13 protein-coding genes and 1 pseudogene are annotated in these 13,411 nt (G+C 40.7%); 8 read left to right on the top strand and 6 right to left on the bottom strand.

From position 1 onward, the window contains the following. Window positions 1–81 precede the first annotated feature (81 nt). On the bottom strand, window positions 82–660 hold the full coding sequence (locus tag MHI33_RS05710) for a competence protein ComK (protein ID WP_003212419.1): 579 nt from the start codon (window positions 658–660) through the stop codon (window positions 82–84). Window positions 661–949: 289 nt separating this feature from the next. On the opposite strand from MHI33_RS05710, the gene MHI33_RS05705 reads away from it, so the two are divergent. Further along, window positions 950–1,180, top strand: a complete 231-nt coding sequence (locus MHI33_RS05705) for an IDEAL domain-containing protein (RefSeq protein WP_003210924.1) — start codon at window positions 950–952, stop codon at window positions 1,178–1,180. Window positions 1,181–1,243: 63 nt separating this feature from the next. On the opposite strand, the gene MHI33_RS05700 is transcribed toward MHI33_RS05705, so the two are convergent. Next, window positions 1,244–2,104 carry an SDR family oxidoreductase gene (locus MHI33_RS05700; protein ID WP_340909778.1) on the bottom strand — a complete coding sequence of 287 codons (861 nt, stop codon included), beginning with the start codon at window positions 2,102–2,104 and terminating at the stop codon, window positions 1,244–1,246. 145 nt (window positions 2,105–2,249) lie between these two features. On the opposite strand from MHI33_RS05700, the gene MHI33_RS05695 reads away from it, so the two are divergent. The 5 genes and pseudogenes from MHI33_RS05695 (at window position 2,250) to MHI33_RS05680 (ending at window position 7,522) form a co-directional block, all read left to right on the top strand. After that, window positions 2,250–3,782, top strand: a complete 1,533-nt coding sequence (locus MHI33_RS05695; RefSeq protein WP_340909776.1) for an FAD-dependent oxidoreductase — start codon at window positions 2,250–2,252, stop codon at window positions 3,780–3,782. A 91-nt stretch (window positions 3,783–3,873) separates the two neighbouring features. Continuing rightward, a pseudogene (locus MHI33_RS22010) lies at window positions 3,874–4,413 on the top strand (protoglobin family protein); the annotation flags it as partial. A gap of 144 nt (window positions 4,414–4,557) precedes the next feature. After that, window positions 4,558–5,169 carry a methyl-accepting chemotaxis protein gene (locus MHI33_RS22005; protein ID WP_404841025.1) on the top strand — a complete coding sequence of 204 codons (612 nt, stop codon included), beginning with the start codon at window positions 4,558–4,560 and terminating at the stop codon, window positions 5,167–5,169. 61 nt (window positions 5,170–5,230) lie between these two features. After that, window positions 5,231–5,815 carry a histidine phosphatase family protein gene (locus MHI33_RS05685; protein WP_340909772.1) on the top strand — a complete coding sequence of 195 codons (585 nt, stop codon included), beginning with the start codon at window positions 5,231–5,233 and terminating at the stop codon, window positions 5,813–5,815. Window positions 5,816–6,376: 561 nt separating this feature from the next. Next, entirely contained in the window at window positions 6,377–7,522 is a 1,146-nt protein-coding gene (locus tag MHI33_RS05680) for a serine alkaline protease SapB (RefSeq protein WP_044140726.1), read from the top strand. Between the two features lie 36 nt (window positions 7,523–7,558). Here the strand turns inward: MHI33_RS05680 and MHI33_RS05675 are convergent, their stop codons facing one another. Next, window positions 7,559–8,842, bottom strand: coding sequence for a M48 family metallopeptidase (locus tag MHI33_RS05675; protein ID WP_113768381.1), 1,284 nt, complete (start codon window positions 8,840–8,842; stop codon window positions 7,559–7,561). 177 nt (window positions 8,843–9,019) lie between these two features. Between MHI33_RS05675 and MHI33_RS05670 the strand changes: the two genes are divergently transcribed. Next, window positions 9,020–9,427 carry a sporulation protein gene (locus MHI33_RS05670; RefSeq protein ID WP_340909767.1) on the top strand — a complete coding sequence of 136 codons (408 nt, stop codon included), beginning with the start codon at window positions 9,020–9,022 and terminating at the stop codon, window positions 9,425–9,427. Between the two features lie 87 nt (window positions 9,428–9,514). Here MHI33_RS05670 and MHI33_RS05665 read toward each other — a convergent pair whose 3' ends face one another. The 3 genes from MHI33_RS05665 to MHI33_RS05655 form a co-directional block, all read right to left on the bottom strand. Next, window positions 9,515–11,068 (bottom strand): fatty acid--CoA ligase family protein, encoded by a 1,554-nt coding sequence (locus MHI33_RS05665; RefSeq protein WP_106067174.1) that lies wholly within the window; start codon window positions 11,066–11,068, stop codon window positions 9,515–9,517. A gap of 171 nt (window positions 11,069–11,239) precedes the next feature. Beyond that, window positions 11,240–12,229, bottom strand: coding sequence for a lipoate--protein ligase (locus MHI33_RS05660; protein WP_185107601.1), 990 nt, complete (start codon window positions 12,227–12,229; stop codon window positions 11,240–11,242). Window positions 12,230–12,231: 2 nt separating this feature from the next. Beyond that, window positions 12,232–12,975: an MBL fold metallo-hydrolase gene (locus MHI33_RS05655; RefSeq protein WP_065098967.1), complete on the bottom strand. Its 744-nt coding sequence runs from the start codon at window positions 12,973–12,975 to the stop codon at window positions 12,232–12,234. A 156-nt stretch (window positions 12,976–13,131) separates the two neighbouring features. Here MHI33_RS05655 and yhfH point away from each other — a divergent pair, with 156 nt between their 5' ends. After that, window positions 13,132–13,269 carry a protein YhfH gene (gene yhfH / locus MHI33_RS05650; RefSeq protein WP_008359029.1) on the top strand — a complete coding sequence of 46 codons (138 nt, stop codon included), beginning with the start codon at window positions 13,132–13,134 and terminating at the stop codon, window positions 13,267–13,269. The last annotated feature ends 142 nt before the right edge of the window (window positions 13,270–13,411 follow it).

Genomic DNA, 13,411 nt, shown 5'->3' with positions numbered 1-13,411 from the left:
TTTATATAATTATCAATGTTTTTGATATGCTAAACCCTCGCTTCATAAGGAGTCCAGCGGCTGTGCTGCCGCTGGTTTTAGTTAATATCTGTTCCGAAGCTCCCTTAATATAAAATCATATACAAGGTTGAGCTGTTGTTCCTTTGGATACAGCATAAATTCTTGTTTTTTAGGAAGACCACCATCAAGGCGATCTTGAAATTTCGTTCGGAGATACGCTGTTCTGTGCACCTGACTCTCAAATGACTTATATGAGACATCGAGTTTGACGGTTTGCTCATTTGTAAAGATGACCACCGTGTCTCCGAGGGATGATTCCTGGAAGGTATGAATGTATTTGTGGGAGATCCAACCGCACTGAGGACGGTTGGATGAATAGGTTGGGAAGAAATACAGATGATTGGATGAGTCAATCACAATGGGAGGCTTGTGAGAAATTCCTGTTACTTCATATGTTCCCGCTTTTCTGCCTGCATAGCTTGAGCCGAAGAATCGGCAGCTGCGTTCAATAATTTGCAGGGGCTTTAATTCAACGTAAAAGCTTGTCTCTCTTTCTATGACTTTTGAATATACTCTTTTTCCTTCTTCAACCGGAAGGATCGCCATTGTTGTTTGATTAATGACGTATGAATCTAAAGGTGTTTCACTAATTCCTGACACTTCATTTCCTCCTGTGTTAATTTTTGGTTATTTTAGATACTATTAATCTATCACCAACATATAAGAAACGACAGGATTTTTTCAAAATTTATTAAAAATCATTTTTTTATCGTATTATTTAGTCCATTCGATCTATCGAAAAGCCTTTTTTAAAGATATATCACATTGTGTCGATCGGACAAGAGATGTCGATTTCGCTCAAAAATAAATTGTCTAAAAATTATAAATTCTTGTTGATTTTTTCTCCGCCAATCCATATACTATAAAAAAGGCATCGGGGGGATTCTTTATGAAAGAGAAAAAAACGTATGCTGAGCTCATGAAGTCCCGCAACACCCAAAAAACCGAAGAAAACGGCGTGACGATTTTAGACATCTATATTCAAATGGTTTTAGATGAGGCGCTTTATAAACAGCGCTTAACCTTCCTTAGAGAAGAGATTGATAAGGCACTGGATCAGCGCGATGAAAAACGATTCAACGACCTGTCAGCTCAATATGCAGAACACTGCTTACATTAATCATGATGATTTTACTTGCGGCAAAGAGGGAAGCAACTCGTCTCTTTACCGCAAGTTTTTTGTTTATCCATTTAAAATGGTTCCGCCATTTACATGCAGGATTTGTCCATTTATATAAGAGGAGTCTTCGCTCGCTAAAAATAAATAACTCGGTGCAAGCTCTACTGGCTCACCAGGACGCTCCATTGGAACATCTCCGCCAAATTCAGAGACTTCCTTTTCCGTAAAGGTCGATGGAATGAGCGGTGTCCAAATGGGTCCTGGGGCTACCCCATTCACTCTAATCCCTTGCTTAATGAGCGATAAAGATAATGATCTCGTAAATGTCACGACTGCCCCTTTTGTAGATGAATAGTCGATCAAGGTTTCATGACCTTTATAGGCTGTGACAGATGTGGTATTAATGATACTGCTTCCTTTCTTTAAATGAGGAAGTACCGCTTTTGTTAAGTAAAACATGGCAAAAATATTCGTTTGAAATGTTCGAAGAAGCTGATGTGAGGTAATCTGTTCAATGCTTTTTTGCGGATGCTGTTCCCCGGCATTGTTCACCAAAATATCAATGGAACCGAAAGCATCCTTCGTTTTTTTGACGACCTCGTTTGAAAACGACTCATCTCCTAAATCACCTGCAATTAAAATGGCGCGGCCTCCCGCCTTTTCAATATAGTCCTTCGTTTCCTCTGCATCGCGGTGTTCACTCAAGTAAACAATGGCGACATTGGCGCCTTCCTTCGCAAATAAGACCGAGACTGCTCTTCCGATCCCGCTGTCTCCACCTGTCACAATAGCTGTTTTCCTTGCTAACTTTTTATCCGGCATCTCTCGATCAAAAACAGGCCTTGGATTCATTTTATATTCAAGACCTGGACGCTCACTTTGATGCTGAGGCGGCAATGTTTTCTTCGGCTGCTTTGTTGACACGTCTGACCACTCCTTCCTTTTATCTTGTTTATTTTTATGTGTTAGCTATTTTTTTATGTATGCCAGTCTAGTTTCCTTTCAAATGTATGATTTTCTTCATTGTGGAAAAATTATACACAACAAGTCACTAACTGGAGGCGACAGTATGGAACAAGAACATAAAGGATTGGAACAGGCAAAATCATTATGGATAGCGGATAGTCAAAAGCATTCTTTTCCTGCAGTAGATGAGGATCTCACAGCAGATGTCATCATTGTTGGCGGTGGTATTACCGGTATCGCTACCGCGTTTGAAATGACAGAACGCGGGCTGGATGTCATCATCATTGATGCTGATCAACTGCTGCAAGGTACGACCGGACATACGACAGCTAAGATTACCTCACAGCACGATGTGTACTACTATGAGCTGATCCAGCAAATTGGTATGCCCAAAGCCCGTTTGTATGTAGAAGCAAATGAGAAAGCAAAAGAGCTGATTCAAGCTCGTGTCAAAAAGTACGACATTGATTGTCAGCTAGAAGTCAAAGATGCGTACCTCTATACAAAGGAAGAAAGCGGTGTAAAAAAATTAAAAAAGGAATTAGATGCCTACAAACAGCTTGGGATTGATCGAGAATGGAAAACAGCGCTTCCTTTTGATGCTGACATCAAGGCTGCCCTAGCAATGACGCAGCAGGCACAGTTCCATCCCCTTCATTATCTCAATGCACTCATTGACCAGCTCCTAGAGCGAGGTGTACGTATTTATGAACAGACAACTGCTGTTGACGTGAAAGAAGGAAACCGCCCTGCTGTCGTCACAAAAGACGACCATCACCTGACAGGCCGCTATATCATTTCCTGTTCGCACTTTCCTTTTTATGATGGAAAAGGACTTTATTTCACGCGCATTCACCCAGAGCAATCTTATGTGGTAGCAGCCAAAACAACGAAGCCGCTCCCAGATGGAATGTACTTAGGGATCGACCAGCCTGCTCATTCTTTAAGAACGGCAGAATGGCATGGTGAGGAAGTGGTTCTCATCGGAGGAGAAGGTCATAAAACTGGACAAGGCGGGGATGAATCTGCTCACAATGAAGGACTAGAAAGGTTTGGAGACGCTACCCTTGGAATTGAAGAGGTGCTGTATCGCTGGTCTACACACGATATGGTCACAATGGATCAAATCCCTTACATTGGCCGCATAACCAAGCACCATCAAAATATCTTTGTTGCGACCGGTTTTAGAAAATGGGGCATGACGACAAGCCATGTCGCAGCTACTCTTATCGGTGATTTGATTGAAGGAAAATCGAATCCATACGAATCCATTTTTACGCCATCAAGACCTGTTTCTGATTCTTTCGTCAAAGATTTCGTTAAAGAAAACAGCAATGTCGCTGCCAAGCTGATCAGTGGTAAATTAAAACGAACCGATCAAACCATTGATGATTTAAAGCCAGGAGAAGGCGGCATTGTCTCTTATGAACATAAAAAATGTGGCGCCTTTAAATCAGAGGACGGGAACATCTTTCTTGTCGATACAACGTGTACTCACCTAGGCTGTGAAGTCGCTTGGAATAATAGTGACCGCACTTGGGATTGCCCGTGTCACGGTTCACGTTTCTCCATTACTGGAGAGGTAGTAGAAGGCCCAGCAAAGAAACCACTAAAAAGGTCTTATAAAGAACAGTAAAATTTTACTGATTCCCTTTAAAAAATCCAATATTATCCGATAGATAATATAAAGTCTGATAATTTGTGATGATTATAGGGGGACAAAAACATTGTTATTTAAAAAAGAGACGAAAAGAAAAAACACTGCTTTTTTCACACAGCAGAATGATGGGATAAAACGTATCAACTTTTCTGACAATACGGATATCGCGAAACAAATCAAAATGATAGACCTGACGCAGCATGACCTATTGATTCTAAAACAGCTCAATCCAATTGTTCAGGAGGATATTGCACGTATCGTTGATAAATTTTATAAAAATTTAGAAGTCGAGTCTTCCTTGATGCATATCATTCAGGATAATAGTTCTGTCGAGCGTTTGAAAAAAACACTCCGCATTCATATTAGTGAAATGTTTGCAGGTGTGGTTGATGAAGCCTATGTGGCAAAACGAATTAAAATTGCGCAAGTTCATTTACGGATTGGCCTCCAGCCTAAGTGGTATATGGCAGCATTCCAGGACCTTCTGCTATCAATTATGGATTTATTTGCTCAGCATATCCAAGATTTCAAAGAATATCAGACAGCAGTCAAAGCGACGACGAAAATCTTAAATTTAGAGCAGCAGCTTGTCCTTGATACATTCCAAAATGAATATTCTAAAATTCGTGATGAAGCAGAACAGCAGCAGCAGGAGCTCCATACAAAAATCACAGAAACATCAAATTCGCTTGCATCTCTCTTCTCAAACACAACGAATGCAGTGGACAAGCTTGTATCAAAATCTGATGAGATGGCGGACATGTCGCAAGCTGGAACGCAAATTTCAGCACAGGTCGAGGAAAAATCGATTGGCGGAAAAAAAGAATTAGAGATTCAACAAACACAAATGAACCAAATTGATGGCAGCATGACAAAGATTGAAACAGAAATTAAACGTTTAGAAGAAATCGCCAAACAGATTGAACAAATCTTTGGGATTGTCACAGGCATTGCAGAGCAGACGAACTTGTTATCTTTAAATGCTTCCATCGAATCTGCACGAGCAGGCGAACACGGAAAAGGCTTTGCTGTCGTCGCAAACGAGGTTCGTAAATTATCAGAGGACACAAAGAAAACGGTTTCAACCGTATCTGAACTCGTCAACAATACCAATTCACAAATCTCCATTGTGTCTCAGCACATTGGGGACGTGAATTTACTCGTGACAGATAGTAAAGAAAAAATGACTCAAATCAATTCGCTCTTCGATGATATCGTCAGCAGCATGAACTTAAGCAAAAATCAAAATGGAAAAATTGAAATAGACCTTCAAACCTTCCTGAACGAATTGAAGGAAGTCAAACAAACGGTGTCCCAAGTTGCCAGCTCAGTCGAATCCTTAACAAGTCTCACAAATCGCTGATCCAGTCTTTTTTCTTCTGCTTTAGTATAATAGAAGAAAAGATAGAAAAGGCGGGATTTAATTGACAACAATTTGCCTAGTCAGACACGGGGAAACAGATTGGAATGCAGCGAAACGAATTCAAGGACGAACAGATATCCCTTTAAATGATACTGGTAAATGGCAGGCTGAACAAACTGGCCTTTATTTGAAGAATGCCCGTTGGGATGTTGTCATTTCCAGTCCACTCACAAGGGCAAAAGAAACAGCACACTTGATTTTAAAACATGTAGATGCGCCTCTTGTCATCATGGATGATTTCATTGAGCGTGATTATGGCGATGCTGAAGGCATGTCATTTGAGGAGCGCCAAAAGCTTTTTCCAGATAAACAGTATCCAAATATGGAGCCGCTTGAGACAATTCAAGATCGAATGGTAGAAGGCATTGAGAAAGTTAGAGCAGCCTATCCGAATCAACAAGTCCTGATCGTGGCACACGGCGCTGCCATCCATGCTTTACTCACCACCATAGCGGGTGAACATCTTGGTCTTGAGAACACGAGGCTCGTCAATGCTTGCTTAAATTATATGGAATGCAAAGATGGTAAATGGAAGGTGCTTGATTACAACGTGGTCAGCCATTTAACTCAATCCTCTCCTACTTAAAGAACCTGTTATGTAAACAGGTTCTTTAAGCGTGTAGACAAACCCTCGCATTCGTTGTCAGTCCTGTGCGCTGGTGCTCACGAATTGCAAATTTGCTCCGCGCCAGTGCTCGTCCTTCCTAGACTGCAAAGGTTTTCTATCACGCTGAAAAGAAGACAAAGGGCTAAAATCTGAGAACCTGTTATATAAACAGGTTCTTTTTAAATGACAAAAACAATGATAAAATAGTATTTTTTTATATCGAAATTCGAAATAGATGCTAGACGTTTCTACCTATTTTAAGGCTTTTCGGGTATCGAATATTTCTCCGAAAATGGATCATAAGAAAAAAAGCACACTTCCTTTTTAATAGATAACCGTTGAAATAGTAGAATAAACATATTTTACCATCATTTCCAAGTGACTTAATTCCCCACTTTTCGCTAGGACTTTCACAAAAATTCAGGTCTACTCTTATTTGCCTACTTCCCTTAAACTGAATATACAGAATAGTCAAACGGATCATTCTTATCGACTACGGATGATTATTCTGAAATAAGAAAAAAGGGATGTGGATTGTGCGTGAAAAAGAAAAATGTGATGACAAGTGTTTTATTGGCTGTCCCTCTTTTGTTTTCAGCAGGGTTTGGAGGCTCCATGGCAAATGCCGAGACGGTCTCAAAGTCAGATAGTGAAAAGAGCTATATTGTTGGCTTTAAAGCCTCTGCCACTACAAACAGCTCTAAGAAACAAGCCGTCACTCAAAATGGTGGAAAACTTGAAAAGCAATATCGTCTCATTAATGCCGCACAAGTAAAGATGTCCGAACAAGCCGCAAAAAAACTTGAACATGACCCTAGCATTGCTTACGTAGAAGAAGACCACAAAGCAGAAGCATATGCACAAACCGTCCCTTATGGAATCCCTCAAATCAAAGCTCCAGCTGTACACGCTCAAGGTTATAAAGGTGCTAATGTCAAAGTAGCTGTCCTTGATACGGGCATCCACGCTGCACACCCTGATTTAAATGTTGCAGGCGGTGCCAGCTTCGTCCCTTCAGAACCAAATGCCACCCAAGACTTTCAATCACATGGAACTCACGTAGCCGGAACTATCGCTGCCCTTGATAACACAATTGGTGTTCTTGGGGTCGCTCCAAGTGCTTCCCTATATGCTGTTAAAGTATTAGACCGTTATGGCGACGGACAATATAGCTGGATCATTAGCGGTATTGAATGGGCAGTAGCCAATAATATGGATGTCATCAACATGAGCTTAGGCGGACCGAACGGTTCAACAGCGCTTAAAAATGCCGTTGATACAGCGAATAACCGCGGAGTCGTTGTTGTGGCGGCTGCAGGTAACTCAGGTTCAACTGGCTCTACAAGTACAGTTGGCTATCCAGCAAAATATGATTCTACCATTGCCGTTGCCAATGTAAACAGCAGCAATGTCAGAAATTCGTCTTCCAGCGCAGGTCCTGAATTAGATGTTTCTGCACCTGGTACTTCTATTTTAAGTACAGTACCAAGCAGTGGATACACATCTTATACTGGAACGTCTATGGCGTCTCCTCATGTAGCAGGAGCAGCAGCGCTTATCCTTTCTAAGTACCCGAATCTATCAACTTCTCAGGTTCGCCAGCGCTTAGAAAACACGGCAACACCGCTTGGTAACTCCTTCTATTACGGAAAAGGGTTAATCAACGTTCAAGCGGCTTCTAACTAATAAATAAAATCCGGCTGATGCAGCCGGATTTTTTATTTATTGCTTCCTCGACGTTTCCTCTTTTTCCGCTGCTTTTTCCATTTCCATGATTCTCTCCATCATAGTTGGGTGCCCGTAGCGGAAGACCTTCACTAAAAGTGGTGGATTCACCTGAGACAGCCCTGATTTTGCAAGCTTTTGAAAAGACGTCACCCCTGCCTCTCCGTCTTTTGTCAGGTTTACCGCATACTCATCAGCTGCACGTTCTTGATGTCTTGAAACTGCATTTGTAAAAGGTGATGCTGCAAATGACAGCATCGATACAATAATGAGAAGAAGCGGAAGAGCAGCGATGTCGCGCGGATCCCTCAGCCGAAATAGAACTGCTCTCTTACGATAGAAATAAAAATAGAGACGGTCAATCGCAAAAAATCCCGCAAGTGACAGCACTAGATATCCTGCTAATCCTATATAGACATGCTTCATGACGTAATGTCCCATTTCATGTGCCATGATAAATAAAATTTCGCGATCTTTCAGCTTTTGCAATGTCGTATCCCATAACACAATACGCTTATTTTCACCAATCCCTGTGACATAAGCATTCATCGTGTTCGTTTTCTCAGACATATTGACCTCATATACATGATCTGCTGGGATATGAGCTTTGTCTGCAAGTGTTAAGATCTTGTTCTCAAGAGCTTGATTCTTTAGTGGATAAAAATTGTTATATAACGGATCAATGACGACCGGCTGTATAAAGAAGAGAAATAGCGTGAATGGAACTGTCAAACACCAGGCATACAGCCACCAACGCTTTCTTCTTTTTTGAATAAGCCAAAAGAATACAATGGCACATAGGGCAAGAAGCGGATATTGAATCCAAAAATCTAGAATTTGATCTTTAAACCAGCTTGCCGTACTTTGAGCAGATACTCCGTAGTGCAAAGACAGCTGATAACCAATCCACTTAATGGGAAGTGAAATCAGCATTGTCAAAAGCGACAGCACAAACACATATACAAGTTTACTTAAAAATGTGAAACGAGCTGCTGCCAGGCTCCAGTCTGCTAATTTTCGTGAAAACCCTGAAATGAGCAGAAGAAAAAAGACATACCAATCTAATGGAATTGTCATGAAAAATAGCAAGTTACGTAATCTCGAGAAATTCTCGCTGATGACAAGCTCATGGCTTGTCATAAAGGTATGCGGATCTGCACTTGTTCCTTTTACACTGTCAGGAACTGATGCATCCCCAAATAGAAACAAATAAGAATAAATAAAAAGACCGTACAATATGTATGCTACCGTTGCAAGAACTACCCATTTACGTACTCGCACAGGTCAGCCTCCTTTCCATCCCTCTCTCTATTCTAATCATCCATTATTTTGTTTAGAACCTGTCTCATGTGGCTCCATCATAGCATGCCCTATCTGAAAAAGCTTTCACGAAAAAAATGATTATGCTACTCGAAAATCGGAGATGCTACATATAAAATAGAGAGTTGGAGGATCGAAATGAAGAAAATCCTTGCAGGAGTTGTAATCTTTGGACTTTTACTTATTACCTTCTTTTATGTATTCAGCCGGACGAGCGAAATCTTTGATGAGAATCGAGCAGAAAAATTGCTCCTTTCATCTGAAAAAGAGTCCATTTCTTATGAAATAGATGATAAGGACACAGCAGAAGATTTAATAGAAGATTTAAACAAAGGTAAACAAACAAGCAATCATCTCAAGAAAAATTTAAAGAAACCAGATTATATTGCCAAGGTGATGTACGGCCGAACAAACGGCACCACCTTTCAGCTTTTGACAAACCGTTCGCAGGTCGTTTTTTTAGTAGATGGGACTTATTATGAGCTGAATCAAAAACAGTCTAATTCTTTTCAGAAACAGTTAAAAGAAGCCATTCAAAAGGGCTGAAATTTTATTTTATCCCTTTGTCTTCTTATCAGCGTGATAGAACCTGTACACACTAAGGGAGTCTCTTCATAAAAGACTCCCTTTTTTTTATTTACTTTCCTCTGCTTGATACTTTTCCTTTAGTGCTCTTCTTAAAATTTTACCTGTTGTGTTCTTTGGAATATCATCTATGAAATGGATCGTTTGGGGCTGCTTATATTTCGCTAAAAAGCGTGAACAATGTGTGATGATGTCTTCTTGATCGATGTGAGCATGTTTCTTAGGGGAAATGTAACAGACGACAGCCTCTCCGGTGTTTGGATCTGGCACACCGATGACAACGGCTTCTGCTACAGCTTCATGTTGATAAAGCACTTCTTCTACTTCTCTTGGATACACATTATAACCGCCAACGAGAATCATATCCTTTTTCCGATCGACAATATAAATGTATCCTTCTTCATCTCTTCTCGCTAAATCACCGGTGTACAGCCACCCGTCTCTTAGTGCAACTTCAGTATCTTCTGGCATTTGATAATAGCCTTTCATAATGTTTGGCCCTTTTGCTATGAGCTCTCCGACTTCATTTGGACCGACTTCTTCTCCCAGTTCATTCACAATCTTATTTTTCACATTCATAATGTCGGTCCCGACTGAACCGGGTTTTCTTTTTCCATCAAGAGGATTGAATGCAGTTACTGGGGAAGCCTCTGATAATCCGTAACCCTCCAGCACCGTGACACCAAATTTTTTCTCAAAACCGTGAAGTAAAGCAACAGGCATTGAGGCACCGCCTGATATACAAATCCTCACAGAGGACATTGCTTTCTCATGCCCTTCCTGGCGGTACAAATAGTTATACATAGTCGGAACACCAACAAATAACGTTGGCTTCTCTTTTTCCATCATACGCAAAAGCTCTGATGGGCTGAAATGCGGCAGAACATAGATGGTCGCGCCATGAATCAATGGTGCATTCATACAAACCGTTAAACAAAATACGTGGAACATCGGCAATGCGGCAATCACCTTGTCCTTTTCATCAATGGATAGGTACTCAGCAACGTCCCTGGCATTTGAATACAGATTAAAATGAGTCAGCATCGCACCCTTTGGTTTTCCTGTCGTGCCAGATGTAAATAAAATAACTGCCGTATCGTCCTGATGAATAGAAGGATGTACGCTTTCTTTCGCATGACCAGACACAAGCTTTCCAAAGAAGACAAGTCGATCAGATACTTCCTTAAAACTTGATCTGCACGCAGATTCATTTTCTGCACAAATAATCACCCGTTCAATAGACGGAAGCTGTTCGTACACCTGCTCGTACACTGGCAGTAGCTGTTCAGGGGCAACAATCCCTTTTACATCACCTGTAATCAGCATATAGCCAATTTCACTAGGCGTGTATGTTGGATTGATTGGTACTACGACAAGCCCTGCCTTTAAGGCACCAAAAAAAGAAATGACAAAATGCGGTGAATTTCCTAAAATAAGCGCGATATGATCCCCAGCTTGAAACCCTTCGCTCACTAAACCATCTGCAAAGCGCTCGATACTTGTCATGAGCTCTCGATAGGTCCACTGATTTCCTTCAAAGATCAGTGCGATATCTTCTCCCTTCGTCATCGCCGTCTGCTCTAGATTTTTGATCAAATCCATTCTCCCACCCCTTACATGTCATCAATGAATGAATAGCCATTCATTTTATGGCCAAACATTCCTCCTTTCTATTATAATAGACAATCGAAAAAATCCACAAGATCAAATGTAAATCGCTTTCATTTCTTTCAATCAAAAAAGCACCGCTATCTCTAGCCGTGCTTGTCCCTCTTAATAAATCAAATCAAGAAAATCCTCTTTTGATACGTTGCCAAAGTAGTGGCGCATGTCCATATCTTCTAATACGTCACTGATCGTTTTGCGATCATATTGCTGCCCAATGAGTCTTTTTTCAATATCAGCAATATCCCCTACACCAAAGAAATCACCAAAGATCTTGCAGTCCTGGATCATCCCTTTTTTCACTTCTAATCGAAGATCAATGGAGCCTGCTGAGAATCTCTTAGAATGCTGTAAATTAAATTTCGGTGAACGGCCGTAGTTCCATTCCCATTTTTGATATCGATCCCCAGAAATCTCGTGAATCTTTTCCCAATCCTTCTCAGTCAACTGATATTGAGGGACATCCCCATTCGTATCGAAAATGTAGCTTAACAGAATTTTTCTAAATTCTTCTGTTGTCATCTTTTGATCCATTAATTCACTAATATTGGCAACCCTGCTTCTAATAGATTTAATGCCTTTAGATTCAATCTTTTCTTTTTTCACATTTAAAGCCGAAACAACATGTTCAATTTCTGAATCAAATAGCAGCGTGCCATGGCTGAAAATGCGCCCTCTTGTAGCGAACTGGGCATTTCCAGAAATTTTCCGACCATCTGCCATGATGTCATTTCTGCCACTTAATTCAGCCTTGACGCCTAGCTTTTCAAGCGCCTGGATGACTGGCTCCGTAAACTTTTTAAAATTATGGAAGCTGTCCCCATCATCTTTTGTGATAAAGCTGAAGTTTAAGTTTCCTTTGTCATGATAAACTGCGCCACCACCGGACAGGCGGCGGACAACTTTGATGCCGTTGTCTTCGACATACTTTGTGTTGATTTCTTCTATTGTATTTTGGTTCTTTCCAATGATAATCGACGGCTGGTTAATATAGAACAGCAAGTACGTTTCTTCTGGGTCTAAATATTTTAAGCAATATTCTTCAATTGCCAAATTAATCATTGGATCATAATGTTGTTCGTTATCGATAAACAGCATCTCTATCTTCCTTCCTTGTTCCATCTAAGCCCTGAATGGGCAAGCTGCATATTGCCAGTATATAACGCCTGTGCTTCATTGACTAGGTCTTTATGACGACCAAAATGGGGCAGGTGGGTGATGATAAGTTCCCCAACATTTGCTTCCATTGCAAGCTTGCCCACCTCTGTACTATTCATATGTCCTGCACTCGATCCGTCCTGTCCAGCGTAAAAATTGCTTTCAGCAATCAGTAGATCTGCATCCTTGCTAAATGGGACAAATGCCTCCTGATAACTTGAGTCTGCTGTATACACCACCACAGCATCCTCTGCCTGAATTCTCATCGCATAGCATTCTGCTGGATGAACCGTTTTCAAAAAATCAATTTGAAATGGACCAATTTGAATACCCTCTTCTGGCTGATAAGCCTTTGCCTTAGTATGTACATCATCCGCAAGCCGCCCAAAAGCTTCTTGATTACCCTTATGTCCATAGACCGGAAGCGGACCGCTGCTTTTTCCTAAATGATATCCCACTAGCTTCGCATATTGGAGTGGTCCGATATCTGCAATATGATCGTGGTGATAATGAGAAAGGAGAACAGCATCAAGTTCTTCTATATCTATGTATTGCTGCAGTTTGGAAAGAACACCGCTTCCGCAGTCTACAAGTAGACGAAAGCCATCTGATTCAAAAAGATACCCTGACGTCGCTTCACCAGCGGCTGGAAACCCTCCGTAGCATCCAATGACAGTTAATCTCATCGTCATTTTCCCCTCCTTTTCTAAAAATCCCCTTCTTACAATATACCCATTTTTCATGAAAAAAGCATTCTTCTTGCCTATTGTTACAAAACAGATTGACAATTATCAATCTGTTATAATACAATAATAGCAACAAAACGTATTGGAGGATGACAAATGCTAGGAAAAATCACAGAGTTTTTTAGAAATTTGCCCTCAAAAAAATGCACAAAATGTGGAAATGATTTAATGGAACAACACGAGTGTTACGGTAATGAATGTGAGGAATGCTCACAAGTAAGTTATCTTAAATAAGGTAAAAAAATGAATTAAAAAGCACTTTTTTCCTCCGTCGTCAGTTGGAGTCAAAAGTGCTTTTTATTTTTTCTGAAAAATAGGTAAAAAGGTAAAACCCTTGTCCTAAAAGGGTTTTTTAGTATTTTCATCTGATGAGTTT

This window comes from Bacillus sp. FSL K6-2971 (assembly GCF_038006405.1).
In the GTDB taxonomy this organism is placed as follows: Bacteria; Bacillota; Bacilli; order Bacillales; family Bacillaceae; genus Bacillus; species Bacillus pumilus.
The sequence above is the reverse complement of the archived record's forward strand: the minus strand, read 5'-3'. Positions and strand labels throughout refer to the sequence as shown.